Origin of the sequence: Branchiibius sp. NY16-3462-2 (genome assembly GCF_001594145.1) — a bacterium.
Lineage (GTDB): Bacteria > Actinomycetota > Actinomycetes > Actinomycetales > Dermatophilaceae > Branchiibius.
The window spans coordinates 1-17766 of record NZ_LVCF01000002.1; the positions used below are offsets into that span (position 1 = coordinate 1).

Genomic DNA, 17766 nt, shown 5'->3' on the forward strand with positions numbered 1-17766 from the left:
AGCGACGAGCAGATCGCCGAGATGCAACGGCTGCTGAACACCCGACCCCGCAAGACCCTGGCCTGGGCCAAACCAGCCAATAAGCTCAACGAGATACTCACCGTTGCACCCACCACTTGAATCTGCCCTCGATTGCCGGGTAAATCCCGTTCCAAATGTTCGATGGGGCCGATCGGTCAGGCGGTGGTGGACTCCGCTGCTGCGCGCAGTTCCTGAACTCCGACGAAGCGGTAGCCCACGTTGCGCACGGTGCCGATCAGTGACTCGTGCTCGATGCCGAGTTTGGCGCGCAGCCGGCGGATATGGACGTCCACCGTCCGGGTGCCGCCGAAGTAGTCGTAGCCCCAGACCTCCTGCAGCAACTGGGCGCGGGTGAAGACCCGTCCCGGGTGTTGTGCAAGGTGCTTGATGAGTTCGAACTCTTTGTAGGTCAGGTCCAGGGACCGGCCACGGATGCGCGCTGAGTAGGCATCCTCGTCGATGATCAGGTCACCCGCGGTGATCGGACCGCTCTGGTCCTGCTCCTCCGGTGCCGAGCGGGTCAGCGCCAGTCGGATGCGGGCCTCGACCTCGGCCGGGCCTGCGGAGTCCAGCAGTACGTCGTCGATCTGCCATTCGTGGGTCAGGGCCGCCAGGCCACCCTCGGTGAAGACCGCCAGCAGTGGTGCGGAGGTGCCGGTGCTGCGCAGCAACCGGCACAAGCCGCGCGCGCCGGCGAGGTCGCGGCGGGCATCCAGCAGGACGACGTCGCACTCGGGCGGATCGATCAGAGCCTGCGGCTCCGGGGGCAGAATTCGGACGCGGTGGCCCAGCAGTCCGAGGGCAGGCAGCACTTCGACGCTAGAGCCTCGCGCCTCCGTGAGCATCAACAGCCGTGCCATGGCCTGAAACAATACGGCGTAATGGCAGGGTGATACGGGACTTCGGGCACAGTCGTGACGTCTGCCACATCGTGGTCACGATGGTTCAGGGCGGTGCCAGGAGCCGCTGGCACAGTCTCTGACCTGCGCAAACGTACGGTTGCAAGTAGATGAACGGTGAACGAAGGGTGACCGGATGTCGGACAGCATGCCCAGTGGCCTGACGGTGCGATTCTGGGCGGCCGCCCAGGAAGCGGCCGGGACCCACTCGGAGACGTACGACGCCTCGAGCGTCCGCGACATCGTCACCCGTGCGTCGGGACGGCATCCGGCGTTGGCGGCGGTCCTGCCCCGGTGCAGCCTGTTGTTGGACGGTGTCCGGGTCGGTGATCTGGACACGCCGGTTGCGGCGGGACAGGTGCTGGAGGTCCTCCCGCCCTTTGCCGGCGGGTGAGCCCGGACGACGGAGTTGTCGGCGGAGCGCAGCGGAGTCGGCGGCGCAGGAGGAGGGGTGATGCCCGGCGGCCAAAAAGCATTGCCGGTGGGTGAGGCCAGGTGGATTACCGTACGGCGTTTGCAAGGATGAGCGGGTGAGCACCCAGCCGGCTGTTGCTGAGACGCCACTGTCCGTGGTTTCGGCAGCGGCTGCGACGGCGAGCGCGGTCCTGCTCGCGGCACTCACTCCGGCCGGTCCGGTGTGGGTGGGGATCGGCGTACTCCTGCTGGGTCTGGTCCTGGCCTCCGGGTGGTTGGCGATGAGCCCGACCAGTTGGGGGATCCGGGAGGTTGTCGCCATCGGCGCGGTGCTCATTGCCGCGTGCGGTATCCGGTCGGATGCAGGCGGTCACCCGCACTGGCTGGCGCTTGCGCTGGCGGGCAGCCTGGTGATCGCGTTCCTGGTGCAACTGCTGCGGACGGACGGTCGCTCCGACGTCGTGGGCTCGCTGGGGAGTTGCGCCTTGGCGTTCGCGGTCCTGGCGTGCGGGGGCCTCGCACCGTTCGCGGCGGCCCGGCCACACGCCGTACCCGTGGCATGGACGGTGGCCATCGGGGTCATAGCCAGCGTCCTCACCCGGCTGGCCGTGCAGCGCACGTCCTTGGATCTGGAGTGGGCGGTCCCGGTTGCGATGGTGGTCGGCGGGATCGGCGGTGTCGTGATCGCCGGTGGCACCGGGTTGGCCTGGAACCGCATGCTGCTGGTCGGGATGTTGGCCGCTGGCCTGGCGCACGCCGTACGCCGGGTGGTGCTGACCGCGGCGGTGCGGGACCGGTTGGCCCAACTGGCGGTCGGCGTTGCGATCGCCCTGAGCGGCGGGGTGATCGCCTACTGCGCCACCTGGTGGCTGAACCGGTGAAGCTCAGCCGACGCGCTTGAGCTCAGCGGACACGTGGCTCTGCATGGACTGTCCGACGGCGGCCATCTCCATCACCCACAGCAGGTTGGACTTGACATAGCCGTACATGCGCGTCGCGGCGGAGTACTCCTTGGCGTGCGGACTGCGCAGCACACCGTCGGTTTGCAACTGCACCTTGGCGGGCTCGGTCTTGCCGTAGTACATCTCGACGATGCCCATCGGATGAGCGAGCAGGAACTCGACCTCACCGTCGGGCAACGGCCGCCAGAACCCCAGTTCGGTGGCCAGGGGCTTCACCTTCTCGCCGGCCTCGTCGAGCAGCCAGGTGTGCGAATGCCATTCCAGGAACGGCCGCCCGTCGTGGAAACACTCGATCTCCTGACCGAAGTTGGCTGATTCGATCGTGGGGTAGCCGAGGACGCCGGCGCCCTCCCAGCGGCCGATCAACCAGGCAAGAGGTGCCAGTTCCCGAGGCAGGTCGAGGTCAAGTTCAAAGGGCATCAGTCACCAGCATTCGGCACGTTGGTGCCCTCGGTGTAGGTGGACATCTGGTCGGTCGTCAGTGCCTTACCCAGCTGGGTCAGCAGCTTCTCGTCAACGATGTCGACGTCCTGGCCACCGATGTTCTCGAACCCACTGATAGGCGCGGTCTTGAAGTGCAGGTCATCGCCCCGGATGTCGCGCAGGCTGAGCGCTAGGGAACGGATGGTGGAGGAGTCGAACGACTCATCGACCGTGGTGAACCGGGTGACGTCGTTGATGGCGGTGGTCAGTTTGACGGGGTTCAGCAAGGTGCCGGCCGTCAGGGTCTTGGTCAGCACCGCCTTGATCCACGCCTGCTGGTTGCGGCCGCGGTCCAGGTCGCCCTGGGCGAGTTGGTGACGTTCGCGGACGAAGCCCAGTGCTTGTTCGCCGTTCATGTCGTGCCAGCCCTTGGTCCAGGTGCCGAAACCGGGCTCGTCGAACCCCTGCGGGACGTACAACCGCACCCCGCCGAGGGTATCGGTGAGATCTGCGAAGCCCTGGAAATCAATCTGCGCGACGTGATCGATACGCAGGTTCAGCATTTTCTCCATGGTCTGCACCAATAACGGCGCACCGCCATAGGAATACGCCGCGTTGATCTTGTTCTTGCCGTACCCGGGAATGTCGCCGTACATATCCCGCGGAAAGTGGATGACGTCGATCCGGGAGCGATCGTTGTTGATGTGCATCAGTTGGATCACGTCGGAGCGGGCTCCGGCCCCGAGTTCCTCATCCCGGGAGTCCGAACCCAGCAGCAGGATGTTCTGGGCGTCGCCGGCACCGGGATCCTTGGTCGGCTGGGGGCCGACCGGCAGCATGGCGCTGTGTTTGATGTTCGAATCCAGCAGGTGGTTCAGGTACAGGGCGAACCCGCCGCCGACCAGGGCCAGTACGGTCACCATGGAAGCGAACGTCAGCAACACAACCTTGAGTTTGCTCACTGGTTTGCGGTCGTTGCCGGACGGTGGCAGCGCGGAGGCATCGACATCCTCGGCGACCGTCATGGCGTCATTGTAGGTCGCATATCCGTCAGTTTCTGAACCGCAGACGGAATGCCCGCCTCCCGTTGGAGGTTGCCAGGACATGACTGTTCCGCTGCGCTCGCGCTCGATCCTGCTCGATACGCCTGGCGCCGTGGAAGGCACCGGGGTCGATGAGGGGGTCGCGGCGCACTACGGGGACCCGATGCGCGAGCAGCGCCTGCTCGAGGACGGCCTGGCTGTCCTCGACCTCTCGCACCGTGGCGTCGTGCAGATCACCGGCCCGGACCGACTGAAGTGGCTGGACTCCATGACCACCCAGCAGATCAAGGACCTGCCGCCGTACACCTCGGTCCAGGATCTGGTGTTGAGCCCCAAGGGCCACGTCGAGCACGATCTGCACCTGGTCGACGACGGCTCCACCCTGTGGATCACCGTGGAGCCCGGGACCGCGCCGGCGCTGGTGGCGTGGCTGGACTCGATGCGCTTCATGCTGCGGGTGGAGGTCAACGACGTCAGCAGCGAGTACGCCGTCCTGGGCGAACCGATCGGCGCCGAGTCCCTGCCGGCCGAGTTGGGCGATCGCGGTGTGATCGCGTGGCGTGATCCGTGGCCGGCGATGGGACCGGACACCGCGTCGTACTCCGAGGTGACGGAGCATCCCGGCGCCGGCTGGCAGTGGCGCGAACTGATCGTGCCGCGGGACGCCGTACGTGCCGAGGTCGGTGACCGGCCGCTAGCCGGGTTGTGGGCGCACGAAGCGATGCGGGTGGCGGCCTGGCAACCCCGGCTCGGTTTCGAGACCGATCACCGCACCATCCCCCACGAACTGGACTGGCTGCGCACCGCGGTCCACCTGCACAAGGGCTGTTACCGGGGGCAGGAGACGATCGCGCGGGTGCACAACCTGGGACGGCCGCCACGGCGGCTGGTCTTCCTGCATCTGGACGGCTCAGGGCACGTGCTGCCCGAACCGGGCACCCCGCTGGTGCTCGAAGAAGGCGGCCGGCCGGTCGGAGAGTTGACCTCGGTGGCGCGGCACGCCGTCGACGGACCGATCGCGCTCGCGGTCGTGAAGCGGTCGACCCCGACCGATGTGACCCTCTTTGCGGGGCCGACCAGCGCTGCGCAGACCGTCATCGTCGCGCCGTAACCTGCTGGCTGTGACTTCACCCTCGCAATCCGCCCTCGCCGCCGCACCCGTCCTCGCCGTCGTCGAACGCAGCGGGTTCGTTGAGTCGGTGCATCACGGGATCGCCGTGATCACCAATCCGGACGGTTCGGTGGAACGGGCCATCGGTGATGCGAGTGCACCGTGCTTCCCGCGGTCCTCGAACAAGCCGATGCAGGCGATCGCGATGCTGGAGGCCGGACTCGAGGCGTCCGGCGCGCACCTGGCGCTCGCTGCCGCCAGTCACTCCGGCGAGGACTTCCACATCGAGGGGGTGCGCTCGATCCTGGCCGCCGCCGGGCTGAGTGAGGACGACCTGCAGAACACCCCTGATTACCCGTACGACGATGTGGCCCGCCGCGACTGGATCCGCGCCGGGCGTGGACCGTCGTCTATCGCGCAGAACTGCTCGGGCAAGCACGCCTCGATGCTCGCGGCGTGTGTGGCGGCGGGCTGGGACCCCTCGACGTACCGCTCACCGGAGCATCCGCTGCAGGTGCTGACGGCGTCCTCCTTGTCTGCCCTGGCGGGCGAGCCCGTCGCCGCCACGGGGATCGACGGCTGCGGGGCGCCGGTGATGGCGATCTCGCTAGCCGGGTTGGCGCGGGCGTTCGGGTCGATCGCCGCATCGACCTCCGGCCCGTCGGCTGCGGTCCGGGACGCCATCCGTTCGTATCCGGAGTATCTGGGCGGCAGCCGCCGGGACGTGACCGCGTTGATCCGCGGAGTGGACGGCCTGATCGCCAAGGACGGAGCCGAGGCGGTGTACGCCGTGGGGCTGGCTGACGGTCGGGGCCTGGCCCTGAAGGTCGCGGACGGTGGGCAGCGTGCCCGGCCGGCGATCATGGCGTCGTTGCTGTCCTCCCTTGGGATCCGGGCGGGTGTGCTCGACACGTTGTCCGAGGTCCCGGTGCTCGGACACGGTCAGCCCGTGGGCGCCGTACGGGTCGTCGGGATCTGACCGGCCGCTTACCCTGGTGTCGTGAGCCTCGATATCGTCCAGGGATATGTTGCCGTCATCCTCGGGGTGGCGCTGCTGGCGCTGCAGGTCTTCGCGTTCGTTGAAGCGCTGCGGTACCGCACCGATGCCTACCCGGCTGCGGGGAAGCTGACGAAGGTCGCGTGGTGCGCGATCACTGGTGTGGCGGTGCTGATCGGGCTGCTGTCGTTGAGTTCCCCGTTGAATATCTTTGAGTTGCTCGCTTCCGCTGCGGCCATTGTCTTCCTGGTCGACGTGCGACCCGCGCTGCGACAGGTGCTGGGGAAGAACAACGCGAAGGGTGGCAGCGGTCCTTACGGCGGTTGGTGACTAATTAGAGTCATAGCCGTGAAAGCGACTGTGTTGCATGCCCCCGGCGACGTCCGACTCGAAGAAGTTCCCGACCCGAAACTGGCAACCCCGCAGGACGCCATCGTCCGCGTGACCAAGGCCTGCGTGTGCGGTTCCGACCTCTGGTACTACCGCGGCGACAGCCCGCTCAAGAAGCCGATGCCGTTCGGCCACGAGTTCATCGGCGTGGTGGAGGAGATCGGCTCCGAGGTCAGTACCGTGCGACCCGGCGATTTCGTGATCGCGCCGTTCACCTTCTCGGACAACACCTGCCCAGCCTGCCGATCCGGTTTCCAGTCGGTGTGTGATCACGGCGGCGTGTGGGGTCGCAAGGACGCCGATGGCCGCGCGGTGGACGGCGGCCAGGGCGAGTTCGTCCGGGTGCCGCTGGCTGACGGCACCCTTGTGGTCGCAGGAGAGCACGACGCGGCGTTGGAACCGTCGCTGCTCACGCTCTCGGATGTGATGGGGACCGGTTGGCACGCAGCGACCTCCGCGAAGGTGAGTGAGGGAGACACGGTGGCCGTCGTCGGTGACGGCGCGGTGGGTCTGTGTGGCGTGATCTCGGCTGCGGCGAAGGGTGCCGGCCGGATCATCGTGATGTCCCGCAATGAGGAACGCACCCGGTTGGCCAAGGAGTTCGGCGCGACCGACGTCGTCGCCGAACGGGGCGAGGAGGGTGAGGCGGCGGTTCGCGAACTCACCGATGGCGTGGGCGTGGACGCCGTCCTCGAATGCGTGGGGACCGGTCAGTCGATGAACACAGCGTTCGCAATCGCCCGACCCGGGGCGACCGTGGGCTACGTCGGAGTGCCGCACGGGGTGGAGTTGCCGATCGGCAAAATGTTCAGCACCAACGTCGGCATCGCCGGTGGCGTCGCCCCGGTACGGCGCTATCTGCCGGACCTGATCGAGCTGGTTACCTCCGGGCAGATCAACCCCGGGCTGGTCTTCGACCTGACCTTGCCGTTGGCGCAGGTGGCCGAGGCGTACGCCGCGATGGACGAACGCCGGGCCATCAAGTCGCTGCTCGAGGTCGGCTGATGTTCCGGTTGATCCCTCGCATCCAGCATTACGACTGGGGTTCGTACGACGCGCTGCCGCGGCTGACCGGCCGCGCTCCGGGGGATCAGCCTGAGGCAGAGCTGTGGCTCGGTGCCCACGAGTCGGCACCGAGCGGCGTACCGGCAGACGACGGCGACACCGACCTCGCGGTGCTCTATGAAGCGAACCCGGAGGCGTTGGTCGGCGCAGACGCGGTGCGGCTCTTCAGTGGTCGGTTCCCGTTCCTGCTGAAGGTGCTGGCGCCGACGAAATCCCTTTCCATCCAATGCCATCCGAGCCGGGAGCAGGCGCTGGATGCCCCACCAGGGACCTACGGGGACAACTGGCCCAAGCCGGAGGCGTTCGTCGCGATCACCCCGTTCGAGGCCTTCGCCGGGATGCGCGATTACGACGAGATCGTGACGCTGCTGACCGGTCTTGACGTGCCCGAGCTGTCCGCCATCGTCGAGTGGTCCAGCGGCCAGGACGAACCCGCCGTCGCGCTACTCGAGGCGTTGTTGGCATTGGATCTGTCCGTCCGAAACACGTTGGTGCGTAGCGTCCTTGGTGCAATCGCCGACCGTTCCGACGACCCTGCTTTCGCGGCCGTTCGCCGCGTCGCGCAGGACTTTCCCGGAGACATCGGACTCGTCGTACTTCTGGCCATGGAGTATCTGAGCGCGTCACCCGGTGACTACGTCTTCGTGCCCGCGGGTTGCCTGCACGCCTACCAGCAGGGGGTCGCCGTGGAGATCATGGCGAACTCCGACAACGTGATCCGGGCCGGATTGACCCCCAAAGCGATCAACGTCCCGGAGTTGTTGCGGATCGTGCGCCCACGCTCGCAGCCGACACGGCGCAGTGAGCCGGTCGGCCGGGTTCGCGACTACGGCACGGACACCGACTACTTCCACCTGTACGCCGTGGGGCCGGGTTCGCAGCATGAGGTCATCCCGGGTGCTGGGCCGCGAATCGTCCTGTCGTTGCAGGGTTCTTCAACAGTCCACTCGGGCGAGACCAGCTTCGACCTGTGTAGTGGTGACGCGGCATTCCTCACCCCCGGCGAGGAAGTGACCGTCGAAGGTGACGGCACGCTCTTTGTGGCGACGACCGGCTGACAGGGCCGCGACGCTAGCGAGCAACCCGCTTGTCGACCCGCGCAGCGGACAATAGCGTTGCGCGCGTCCCAGCCATGAGGCCAGTGCGAACCAGACAAGCACCGTGCACAACACCGATGGCGAGGTGCGGCCGGTCAGGACGCCCAATGCATCGAGCGGGTTGAAGCGCTCGGAGTGGTTTCTGCCGAACCAGATCGATACCTACCCCGTGAGCAGGATCGCCGCCATGAGAAGCGGAAACGCGCACAGCCGCCCCCACCGTCCCACCACCGGCCTAGTGTGCCACCGGTCCTTCGCCTGCCGGTGAACGTCCGGCGGCAGGAGCGAGTCGATAGTCTGCTGCGATGGAGGCGGCGCGCGACGGGTGACCTGCCCGGAATGAACGGACGCGGATTCTGGAGGGATCGAGGTTCTGCAGGTCGTTTCGACGGAATCTGACCTGCAAACGGTGAATCGCTCCAGAATCGTCGCGGGCGAGAGGGTCTACGGCGCGACCGCTGACCAGGCAACGGTGAGTTCGCCCAGTCGCCAACGCGATTCGTCGTCCAACAACGGCCATCCACCCGACCGGAGCGCGAGTGCGGTCTGCCGGAAACGCTGCCGCGCGCCGTACGCCGAGTAGCCGGCTGACCGTGCCCAGGCACCGGAGAGGTCGCTCACGAAGGCGTGCACCCGCGACCCGGGAACGTTGTGGTGGATCAGCGCCTTCGGCAGGCGTTCGGCAACGATCGCCGGATCCTCCAGTCCGCTGAGCCGCAACGACACGGTCAACGACACCGGCCCGGAGCGGTCCAGCGAAACCCACGAAGCCACCCGGCCCAACTCATCGCAGGTGCCGTCGACGACGAGTCCGTCCGGATCCAGCCGGGACTGCATCAGCGACCAGGCGTCGGCGACTGCGGACTCGTCGTACTGGCGCAGCACGTTGAACGCCCGGATCACCCGCACCGTCCCCGGCACCGGGATCTCGAAACCGCCGACGGCGAACGACAGACCGGGCCGGGTCAACGGCAACGCCGCTTCCACCCGGTCCGGTGAGATCTCCAGACCGATCACTGACACCGACGACCGCACCGCCAGCAACCGATCAGACAGTTCGCGCGCGGTCACTCCGGACGCGCCGTACCCCAGATCGATGACGGTCGGTGGGGGACCAGACCGCAGCCGCCACGCCTGGGGACCGGCCAGCCACCGGTCGCACCGGCGCAGCCGGTTCGGGTTGGTCGTACCCCGGGTGATCGCACCCACGGGACGCTTGGCTGGCACCGCTCCAGCGTAGGGTTTACCGGGTGGACATCCAGCGTGTGGCGATGCTGTCGGTACACACCTCGCCGCTGGAACAGCCGGGCACGGGGGATGCCGGCGGCCTGAACGTCTACGTCGTGGAGACGGCCCGCCGCCTGGCGCAGCGCGGTGTCGAGGTGGAGATCTTCACCCGGCGTACCTCGGCCAGCCTCGCCGATGAGGTGGTCCTTGCGCCCGGGGTGCTGGTGCGGCACGTCGACGCCGGCCCGTACGAAGGGCTGCGCAAAGAGGACCTGCCCGCCCAGTTGTGTGCCTTCGCCGCCGAGGTCATGAGCCAGGTCGCCCGGCACCCGCACGGTCACTACGACCTGGTGCACTCCCACTACTGGCTCTCGGGTCAGGTGGGTTGGTTGGTCGCCGAGCGCTGGGGTGTCCCGCTCGCGCACACGATGCACACGATGGCGAAGGTGAAGAACGCCGCTCTGGCGCAAGGGGATACGCCCGAACCGCTCACCCGGATCGTCGGCGAGGAGCAGGTGGTCCGGGTCGCCGACGTGCTGGTCGCTAATACCCCGACCGAGGCCGGCGAGCTGATCGACCTATACGGCGCGGACCCCGCAAAGGTGCGTGTCATCGAGCCCGGCGTGGACCTGGCGACCTTCACTCCTGGTGCCGCCAGCGCTGCGCGGGGTCGAATCGATCTGCCCGTTGACGCCGATATCGTGCTGTTCGTCGGACGCATCCAACCCCTTAAGGCGCCGGACGTCCTCCTGCGAGCGATCGCGAATCTGCTTGCGCGAGAACCGCATCGGCGGGCCAACCTGATCGTGGGCGTCCTTGGCGGACCCAGCGGCAGCGGGCTGGAGCGGCCGCGTGCCTTGCAGCAGTTGGCCCGGGACCTGGGTATCGCGGACGTGGTGCAATTCGTGCCGCCGGTGTCGCGGGCCGGATTGGCCGACTGGTTCCGCGCCGCTGATCTGGTCGCGGTGCCCTCCCGGTCGGAGTCGTTCGGTCTGGTCGCCCTGGAGGCACTGGCCAGTGGCGCACCTGTGCTCGCAGCCGATGTCGGAGGCCTGCCCGGAGCCGTGGGCCCGGGCGGAAGGCTGGTCAACGGCCACGACCCCGCGGTCTGGGCCAGCGCCATCGCCGACCTACTGGACGACCCTGACCTGCGTAAAGAACTGAGTGAGGCGGGGATAGCGCACGCCGCCGCCCACGGCTGGGAACGTACGACGGACAACCTGTTCTCGGCGTACGTCGAGGCTGTGCACCACAAGAGAGGGGCGCTGTGAGCTCACCACAAGCCACCTACGACACCGTCGCTGCCTTCCTGGCCGCGAACGAGATCGACTGGGAGCCGGGCGCCCGCGACTTCGAGTTGGTGGCCAACCTGCCGGGGGAGCGCAAACTCAAGACCGGCTGCTCCTTGCTCGTCGGCGAAACCGACCTGACGACAACGGCATTCGTCATCCGCAACGCGGATGAGAACCACGCCGAGTTCTACCGGTTCCTGCTGCGCAAGAACCTCAAGCTGCCCGGTCTGGCCTACGGTATTGACGGTGACGGCGACGTCTACGTCACCAGCCGCGTGCCGCTGGGCGGGGTCGATGACGAATACCTCGACCGCCTTCTGGGCGCGGTCCTCGCCGCTGCGGATGAGGTCTTCAACGAGCTGCTGGTGATCGGCTTCCGCACCTCGATGCAGAAGGAATGGGACTGGCGCATCTCACGTGGCGAGTCCACCCGCAACCTTGAGGCATTCCGCCACCTCCTGGACGGTGGGGCTCCCTAGACTGGTCGTATGACCTACACGTTGGTGCTGCTGCGGCACGGTGAGTCCGAATGGAACGCGCTGAACCTCTTCACCGGGTGGGTGGATGTCAGCCTCAGCGAGAAGGGCCGTGCCGAGGCCGCGCACGGTGGTGAGTTACTCATGTCCTCCGGTGTGCTACCGGACGTGGTGCACACCTCGCTGCTGCGGCGCGCGATCAACACCGCGAACATCGCCCTGGACGTCGCTAACCGGCACTGGATCCCGGTCCAGCGCAGTTGGCGGCTCAACGAGCGCCACTACGGCGCACTGCAGGGCAAGGACAAGAAGGCGACGCTGGAGGAGTTCGGCGAGGAGCAGTTCATGACCTGGCGCCGGTCCTTCGACGTGCCGCCGCCGCCGATCGAGTTCGGTTCCAAGTACAGCCAGGACGGTGACCCGCGCTACGCCGACCTGGGCGATGACATGCCCCGCACCGAATGCCTCAAGGACGTCATCGCCCGTTTCCTGCCTTACTGGAACGAGGCGATCGTGCCCGACCTCCAGGCCGGCAAGACCGTGCTGGTCGCGGCCCACGGCAACAGCCTGCGGGCCATCGTCAAGCACCTCGACGGGATCTCCGATGAGGACATCGTCGGTTTGAACATCCCCACGGGCATGCCGCTGGTCTACCAGTTGGACGAGGACCTCAAACCCGTGACCCCCGGTGGCGAATACCTCGACCCGGAGGCCGCGCGAGCCGCAGCGGAGGCCGTCGCCAACCAGGGACGCTGATCACGAAGAAGGAGCCCGGCCGATCGGCCGGGCTCCTTCTTCGCTTGGCGGAGGTCAGTCGCCGATCTCGGCGTTGGGCCGACGACCGGTCACCAGGTAGACGATGCGGTAGGCCACCGAGGTCGCGTGGTCGCCGAACCGCTCGAAGTAGCGGCTGAGCAGCGTCGCGTCGATGGCCGCCTCGACCCCGCTGGAGTAGGACGGGTCGACCAGGATCCCGAAGATCTGCCGGTGCAACTCATCCAGTTCCTGGTCGCGCTTCTCGATCTCCTCGGCCGCCGTGACGTCCTTGTTCGCGATCGCTGCAGCGACCCGCTCGGCCAGGTCCTGGGTGATCTTCGACATCTGCACGAACGTTTCGCGCAGTTCCGGAGGTACGGCGTGGTCGGGGTAGCGCAGCCGCGCCACCTTGGCCAGGTGCTCGGCCAGGTCGCCCATCCGCTCGATACTGCTGGACATCTGCATGGCGGTGACCACCATGCGCAGGTCGGTCGCCACCGGCTGCTGGCGGGCGAGCAGGTCCACGGCGAGTTCATCGACCCGGTCACGGATCGCGTCGATATCGGTGTCGGAGGCGATGACACTCTCGGCGAGCTGCAGGTCAGCATCCAGCAGAGCGATCGTGGCGCGGCTCATGGCGGTGCCGACCAACGTGGCCATCTCGACCAGGTCGTCGGAGATGCGGTCGAGGTCCTCGTGGAATCCGGTGCGCATGGGGTGTCCTCTTGTGTCGTGGCCCTACTGATGGTGGCACGTCGGTGGCGGGTGATGGCGCCTGCCTCACCCGCGTGCCGAGGTGACAGTCGCAGTATCGCGTGAACGTAATTGGACCGGAAGGTGAACATCAGGCACCCGGGGGTTGCCCGGTGGGTTCTGAGTTGGCACCTGATCGTACGGCGTGCGTACATTGAGCGACGTGGAGCTCGTGCTGGTCGCGATCGGCTTTCTGGCCGTCGGCGGGGTGCTCGGCGCTCTGGTCGCCCGGTCGCGCCGCCCCCGGCCTGTCCCCTCGCGCGCGGTGTCCGACGTGGATCAGGTCCTCCCGCCGGCGTCGGAGGATGTTCTAGCGGTGCTCCCGGACGTCTACGTGATCGTGGATGCCTCGGACGCCGTACGTCGATCGTCCACCAACGCCAGCGCGCTGGGTCTGATCCGGTCGGGCGAACTGGCCCACCCCGTCCTGCGCGAATTGGTCCGCACCGTCCGGCGGGAGAACGCGGTGCGGGACCTGGACCTGGACGTCCCCCGCGGCCCGTTCGGTCACGAGCGGCTCTCGATCGGCGTGCGCGCCGGGGTCCTTGATCAAGGGTTCGTGCTGTTGCTCATCGAGGACCGGACCCAGTCGCGGCGCGTCGATGAGACCAGGCGCGACTTCCTGGTCAACGTCAGCCACGAGTTGAAGACCCCCGTCGCCGGGATGACGCTGCTCTCGGAGGCGATCGATGAGGCGCGCGATGATCCCGAGGCGGTGCACCGGTTCTCGGTGCGGTTGCGCTCGGAGAGTGTGCGGCTGTCCCGGCTGGTGCAGGAGATCATCGAACTGTCCCGCTTGCAGGTCAGCGAGAACCTCGAGCAACCCGTCCTCGTCGACGTCGAGAGTTGCGTCCGCGAGGCGATGGATCACTTGCGGATGGTCGCCCAGGATCGCGAGATCACGGTCGCCTTCAGCCCGTCCGGTGAGCGCCCGACGGTCTACGGCGACCAGCACCTGCTGACCACCGCAGTGCGCAACCTGGTGGAGAACGCCATCAGCTACTCCGATCCGGGCACCCGGGTCACCGTGACCGTCCAGGCCGACGCCGACCTGGTCAGCATCCTGGTCAAGGACCAGGGGTCGGGCATCCCGGCCGCCGATCTGGACCGGATCTTCGAACGTTTCTACCGGGTGGACGCCGCACGGTCGCGCCGCACCGGTGGGACCGGCCTGGGTCTGGCCATCGTTAAACACATCTGCGCCAACCACGGCGGGGAAGTCAGCGTGTGGTCCGAAGAGGGCCAGGGCTCGACCTTCACCATCCGCATTCCCGCCGCGCACGCACCGGACGAACCCCAACGCCATGAGAGCCCCCAGGAGGCCACCGCATGACCACACGGATCCTGCTCGTCGAGGACGAGGAGTCGCTGTCCGATCCGTTGTCCTACCTGCTGGGCAAGGAGGGGTACGACGTGGTCGTCGCCGATGACGGCCAACGCGCCCTCGACCTGTTCGAATCCGATGGCGCGGACCTGGTGCTGCTGGATCTGATGCTGCCGGGCGTCTCCGGAATCGAGGTGTGCCGCACGATCCGGGCCCGCTCCGGCGTACCGCTGATCATGCTGACCGCCAAGGACTCCGAGGTGGACAAGGTCGTCGGGCTGGAGCTCGGCGCCGACGACTATGTGACCAAGCCCTATTCGAGCCGGGAGTTGCTCGCCCGGATCAAGGCGGTCCTGCGCCGGGGCAGCGAACCGGAGGAGTTGGTGCCGGCAACCCTGAGCGCCGGCCCGGTCCGGATGGACGTCGAGCGGCACACCGTGGCAGTCGGGGGTCAGGCGGTCTCGTTACCGCTGAAGGAGTTCGAACTGTTGGAGTTGCTCCTGCGCAACACCGGCCGGGTGCTCACCCGCGGTCAGTTGATCGACCGGGTCTGGGGCAGCGATTACGTCGGCGACACCAAGACCCTGGACGTGCACATCAAGCGGCTGCGCGCCAAGATCGAACCGGACCCGTCGAACCCGCAGCACATCCTGACGGTGCGCGGTCTGGGCTATAAGTTCGAGAGCTGAGCCGGGCTATTCGCCGGCGGACGACGTGGGGGCGTCGTACGTCGCGTGGCTGACCGACGCCGAGCCGTACGGCGCGGTGTCCAGGACGACCGGCACGGTGACCGGCACACTGCCGGCAGCGTCGGTGGCGAAGGTCACCTGGGTGTTGGCGCCGGGAGCGGCCCCCACGGCGGCGATCTCCACCGGCCCGGCGGTGGCGGTCGAGTTGCCCGAGGTCTGCCCGTCGAGGCGGACGGCGGTCGCCGCGGGAATCGTCACGGTGGTCGCAGCGCCCCCGCTCGGGGTCACCGTCATCTGGACGGGCTCCTGGGTGGGGTTGGTCGCGGTGCCGTAGAGGTTGCCCGCAGCGCCCTTGGCGGAGGTGACGACCAGGATGTTGGACAACTGCACCTTGCCGACGTTCGCGGCGATGCCATCCGACGCGTTGTAGCTGGTGACCTCGTCCGGTGACAGGTAGAAGCAGCCACTGAGGGTGAGCGCGGCACCGGTCATCATGACGCCGGCAAGCAGCGGACGGGCCAGACGGGCCTTGGCGGTGGTTCGGGCGGTTCGTCGCGTCACGCCGCTCAGGATAGCGGGTCGCTACCGCCTCCCGCGCGCCGCTCCCACAGACAACTCGTGCGCCCGCGAAACAGACAGATAAACGTTTGTCAAGAGTTTCTGCACGGCTTGTTCGCTGCGGCGGATTTGCCTTTCTCGGCCGTCTTATGCCACTTGACCAGCGCAAACAACCATGAGGACGGTCACAGTGCCGTGTTATCCTTGAACTCGCGAAAGGGGCTAAATCCATATGGTTTTCAAGGTCGGCGAGACTGTCGTGTACCCGCATCACGGCGCAGCACTCATCGAAGAGATCAATGTCCGCAAGATCAAGGGTGAGGACAAGCAGTACCTCAAACTCAAGGTCGCCCAGGGTGATCTGACCATTGAGGTCCCCGCCGAGAACTGCGACCTCGTGGGCGTCCGGGACGTCGTCGGCAAGGAAGGCCTCGACCGCGTGTTCGCGGTGCTGCGCGCCGACCACACCGAGGAGCCGACCAACTGGTCGCGTCGTTACAAGGCCAACGTCGAGAAGCTCGCGTCCGGTGACGTGATCAAGGTGGCCGAGGTCGTGCGCGACCTGTGGCGCCGCGACCAGGTCCGTGGCCTGTCCGCAGGTGAGAAGCGCATGCTGGCCAAGGCCCGCCAGATCCTGGTGTCCGAGCTTGCGCTGGCCGAGCACACCAACGAGGACAAGGCCGAAGCCACCCTCGATGAGGTCCTCGCCTCCTGAGCCCCAGCCCAGTGTCATCGCCGATCAGCGCCCGCAGTGAATCCACTGCGGGCGCTGCGTCATCCCACGACGTGGGCGCCATCGTCGTGGCCGCCGGGCAGGGCACCCGCCTGGGCGCCGGGATGCCGAAAGCCCTGGTGCCGTTGGCCGGTGAACCCCTCGTGGTGCACGCGGTACGCCGAGTGCGGGCGTGCGATCAGATCGGGCCGATCGTCGTGGTCGCCCCCGGTGATCTGCTGCCCGACTTCGCCGCACTGCTGGATGATTTCGAGGTGTCTGTCGTGGCCGGCGGCGCCGAGCGGACCGACTCCGTCAGCGCCGGTCTCGCGGCATTACCGCCGTCGGTTTCCGTCGTTCTGGTGCACGACGCGGCTCGTGCGCTGACACCGTCGGCACTGTTCCAAGCGGTGATCACGGCGGTCCGCGACGGTGCCGACGCCGTGGTGCCCGGGCTCGCGGTCTCCGACACGGTCAAACAGGTCGATGGGGCCGGGCACGTCGTTGCCACGCTCGACCGCTCGGTGCTGCGCGCGATCCAGACCCCGCAGGGTTTCACCCGGGCTGCGTTGACTTCCGCACATGCGTCCGGCGACCTGGCCACCGACGATGCGGCGCTGGTCGAGAAGGCGGGGGGCGTCGTACGTGTGATTGACGGCTCGCCCTTGGCGGCCAAGGTGACCACCGAGATCGACCTGACGTTGCTGACCCAGCTGGCGGCGCAGGCGTGACGGTCATCCCGCGCACCGGCATCGGTATCGATGTGCACCGATGGGCAAGCGAGCAGCGACCGCTGTGGCTGGCCGGAGTGCACTGGGTGGACCAGAACGGCCTGGAGGGCCACTCCGACGGCGATGTCGTCGCCCACGCGATTTGCGATGCGCTCTTCTCAGCGGCCGGGATCGGCGACCTCGGCCAGCACTTCGGCGTCGACCGGCCGGAATTCGCCGGTGCGCACGGTGTCGCGTTCCTGACCGAAGCGGCCCGGTTGGTGCGGGACGCCGGTTTCGAGATCGGCAATGTCGCGGTGCAGTTGATCGCGAACCGGCCCAAACTCGGTCCGCGACGCGATGAGGTGCAGCGAGTCCTTGGTGACGCGCTGGGGGCACCGGTGTCGGTTGCCGCGACGACCACCGACGGCGTCGGCATCACTGGCCGGGGGGAAGCGGCCGCCGCGATCGCGACCGCAGTCGTCTGGCGGGCCGGCTGAGGATTCTGCTGTTGGCTCGCCCCGTCGGTAAACTCCGCAGGTGGCCATGCAGATCTTCGACTCCCTGACCCAGGAGCGGCGCGACTTCGTGCCGCTCCATGAGGGCAAGGCGAGCATCTACATCTGCGGGCTGACGACCCAGGGCGAACCGCACATCGGCCACATCCGCTTCACGGTCGCATTCGACATCCTGCGCCGCTGGCTGACCATCGGTCACGGGCTCGAGGTCACCCTGGTCCGCAACGTCACCGATATCGACGACAAGATCCTGAACAAGTCCGCCGAAGCCGGTGTGGCCTGGAACGAGTGGTCCTACCGGTTCGAGCGGGCGACCAGCGATGCGCTGG

General features: G+C 67.4%; 21 protein-coding genes and 1 pseudogene. 16 read left to right on the plus strand and 6 right to left on the minus strand.

What is annotated here, in order from left to right:
- Nucleotides 1-176: 176 nt before the first annotated feature.
- A complete protein-coding gene (locus AZH51_RS03390; RefSeq protein ID WP_291521361.1) occupies nt 177-881 on the minus strand; it encodes a response regulator transcription factor in 705 nt (234 codons plus the stop codon).
- Nucleotides 882-1056: 175 nt separating this feature from the next.
- Here AZH51_RS03390 and AZH51_RS03395 point away from each other — a divergent pair, with 175 nt between their 5' ends.
- Nucleotides 1057-1314, plus strand: a complete 258-nt coding sequence (locus AZH51_RS03395) for a MoaD/ThiS family protein (protein ID WP_291521363.1) — start codon at nt 1057-1059, stop codon at nt 1312-1314.
- A gap of 136 nt (nt 1315-1450) precedes the next feature.
- The gene (locus AZH51_RS03400; RefSeq protein WP_291521365.1) at nt 1451-2215 is read left to right on the plus strand and encodes a hypothetical protein; all 765 of its coding nucleotides are present in this window, start codon (nt 1451-1453) and stop codon (nt 2213-2215) included.
- Between the two features lie 3 nt (nt 2216-2218).
- Here the strand turns inward: AZH51_RS03400 and AZH51_RS03405 are convergent, their stop codons facing one another.
- Together AZH51_RS03405 and AZH51_RS03410 are read right to left on the minus strand one after the other, a co-directional pair.
- Complete coding sequence (locus AZH51_RS03405; RefSeq protein ID WP_291521366.1) at nt 2219-2716, minus strand: FABP family protein; 498 nt, start codon at nt 2714-2716, stop codon at nt 2219-2221.
- Nucleotides 2716-3744, minus strand: a complete 1029-nt coding sequence (locus AZH51_RS03410; protein WP_291521368.1) for an LCP family protein — start codon at nt 3742-3744, stop codon at nt 2716-2718. Before AZH51_RS03410 ends, AZH51_RS03405 begins: the two co-directional genes overlap by 1 nt.
- 79 nt (nt 3745-3823) lie before the next feature.
- Between AZH51_RS03410 and AZH51_RS03415 the strand changes: the two genes are divergently transcribed.
- From AZH51_RS03415 to manA, 5 genes are read left to right on the plus strand one after another with little or no spacing between them, the layout of a single operon-like run.
- On the plus strand, nt 3824-4873 hold the full coding sequence (locus AZH51_RS03415) for a folate-binding protein YgfZ (RefSeq protein ID WP_291521370.1): 1050 nt from the start codon (nt 3824-3826) through the stop codon (nt 4871-4873).
- A 10-nt stretch (nt 4874-4883) separates the two neighbouring features.
- Complete coding sequence (locus AZH51_RS03420; RefSeq protein WP_291521372.1) at nt 4884-5852, plus strand: asparaginase; 969 nt, start codon at nt 4884-4886, stop codon at nt 5850-5852.
- A 21-nt stretch (nt 5853-5873) separates the two neighbouring features.
- Complete coding sequence (locus AZH51_RS03425) at nt 5874-6200, plus strand: DUF2516 family protein (protein WP_291521374.1); 327 nt, start codon at nt 5874-5876, stop codon at nt 6198-6200.
- Between the two features lie 18 nt (nt 6201-6218).
- Nucleotides 6219-7265: a zinc-dependent alcohol dehydrogenase family protein gene (locus AZH51_RS03430; RefSeq protein ID WP_291521376.1), complete on the plus strand. Its 1047-nt coding sequence runs from the start codon at nt 6219-6221 to the stop codon at nt 7263-7265.
- Nucleotides 7265-8383 (plus strand): mannose-6-phosphate isomerase, class I, encoded by a 1119-nt coding sequence (gene manA / locus AZH51_RS03435; RefSeq protein WP_291521377.1) that lies wholly within the window; start codon nt 7265-7267, stop codon nt 8381-8383. The genes AZH51_RS03430 and manA overlap by 1 nt, the downstream gene beginning before the upstream one ends.
- 483 nt (nt 8384-8866) lie before the next feature.
- On the opposite strand, the gene AZH51_RS03440 is transcribed toward manA, so the two are convergent.
- Nucleotides 8867-9649, minus strand: a complete 783-nt coding sequence (locus tag AZH51_RS03440) for a class I SAM-dependent methyltransferase (protein WP_291521379.1) — start codon at nt 9647-9649, stop codon at nt 8867-8869.
- A gap of 44 nt (nt 9650-9693) precedes the next feature.
- Here AZH51_RS03440 and mshA point away from each other — a divergent pair, with 44 nt between their 5' ends.
- From mshA to AZH51_RS03455, 3 genes are read left to right on the plus strand one after another with little or no spacing between them, the layout of a single operon-like run.
- Entirely contained in the window at nt 9694-10920 is a 1227-nt protein-coding gene (gene mshA, locus AZH51_RS03445) for a D-inositol-3-phosphate glycosyltransferase (RefSeq protein WP_291521399.1), read from the plus strand.
- Nucleotides 10917-11420, plus strand: a complete 504-nt coding sequence (locus AZH51_RS03450) for a YbjN domain-containing protein (RefSeq protein WP_291521381.1) — start codon at nt 10917-10919, stop codon at nt 11418-11420. Before mshA ends, AZH51_RS03450 begins: the two co-directional genes overlap by 4 nt.
- A gap of 9 nt (nt 11421-11429) precedes the next feature.
- Nucleotides 11430-12173, plus strand: coding sequence for a phosphoglyceromutase (locus AZH51_RS03455; RefSeq protein ID WP_291521383.1), 744 nt, complete (start codon nt 11430-11432; stop codon nt 12171-12173).
- Between the two features lie 54 nt (nt 12174-12227).
- Here AZH51_RS03455 and phoU read toward each other — a convergent pair whose 3' ends face one another.
- The gene (gene phoU / locus AZH51_RS03460; protein WP_291521385.1) at nt 12228-12887 is read right to left on the minus strand and encodes a phosphate signaling complex protein PhoU; all 660 of its coding nucleotides are present in this window, start codon (nt 12885-12887) and stop codon (nt 12228-12230) included.
- 202 nt (nt 12888-13089) lie between these two features.
- Here phoU and AZH51_RS03465 point away from each other — a divergent pair, with 202 nt between their 5' ends.
- Entirely contained in the window at nt 13090-14259 is a 1170-nt protein-coding gene (locus tag AZH51_RS03465) for an ATP-binding protein (RefSeq protein ID WP_291521386.1), read from the plus strand.
- Nucleotides 14256-14939 carry a response regulator transcription factor gene (locus tag AZH51_RS03470; protein WP_291521388.1) on the plus strand — a complete coding sequence of 228 codons (684 nt, stop codon included), beginning with the start codon at nt 14256-14258 and terminating at the stop codon, nt 14937-14939. Before AZH51_RS03465 ends, AZH51_RS03470 begins: the two co-directional genes overlap by 4 nt.
- Nucleotides 14940-14945: 6 nt before the next feature.
- Here the strand turns inward: AZH51_RS03470 and AZH51_RS03475 are convergent, their stop codons facing one another.
- The gene (locus tag AZH51_RS03475) at nt 14946-15500 is read right to left on the minus strand and encodes a hypothetical protein (RefSeq protein WP_291521390.1); all 555 of its coding nucleotides are present in this window, start codon (nt 15498-15500) and stop codon (nt 14946-14948) included.
- A gap of 229 nt (nt 15501-15729) precedes the next feature.
- On the opposite strand from AZH51_RS03475, the gene AZH51_RS03480 reads away from it, so the two are divergent.
- The 4 genes and pseudogenes from AZH51_RS03480 to AZH51_RS03495 all read left to right on the plus strand — a co-directional run.
- Nucleotides 15730-16212 (plus strand): CarD family transcriptional regulator, encoded by a 483-nt coding sequence (locus AZH51_RS03480; RefSeq protein ID WP_109686649.1) that lies wholly within the window; start codon nt 15730-15732, stop codon nt 16210-16212.
- An 11-nt stretch (nt 16213-16223) separates the two neighbouring features.
- Nucleotides 16224-16940, plus strand: a complete 717-nt coding sequence (gene ispD / locus AZH51_RS03485; RefSeq protein WP_291521396.1) for a 2-C-methyl-D-erythritol 4-phosphate cytidylyltransferase — start codon at nt 16224-16226, stop codon at nt 16938-16940.
- A complete protein-coding gene (ispF, locus tag AZH51_RS03490; RefSeq protein WP_291521397.1) occupies nt 16937-17419 on the plus strand; it encodes a 2-C-methyl-D-erythritol 2,4-cyclodiphosphate synthase in 483 nt (160 codons plus the stop codon). The genes ispD and ispF overlap by 4 nt, the downstream gene beginning before the upstream one ends.
- Before the next feature lie 40 nt (nt 17420-17459).
- Nucleotides 17460-17766: pseudogene (locus tag AZH51_RS03495) on the plus strand (cysteine--tRNA ligase); the annotation flags it as partial.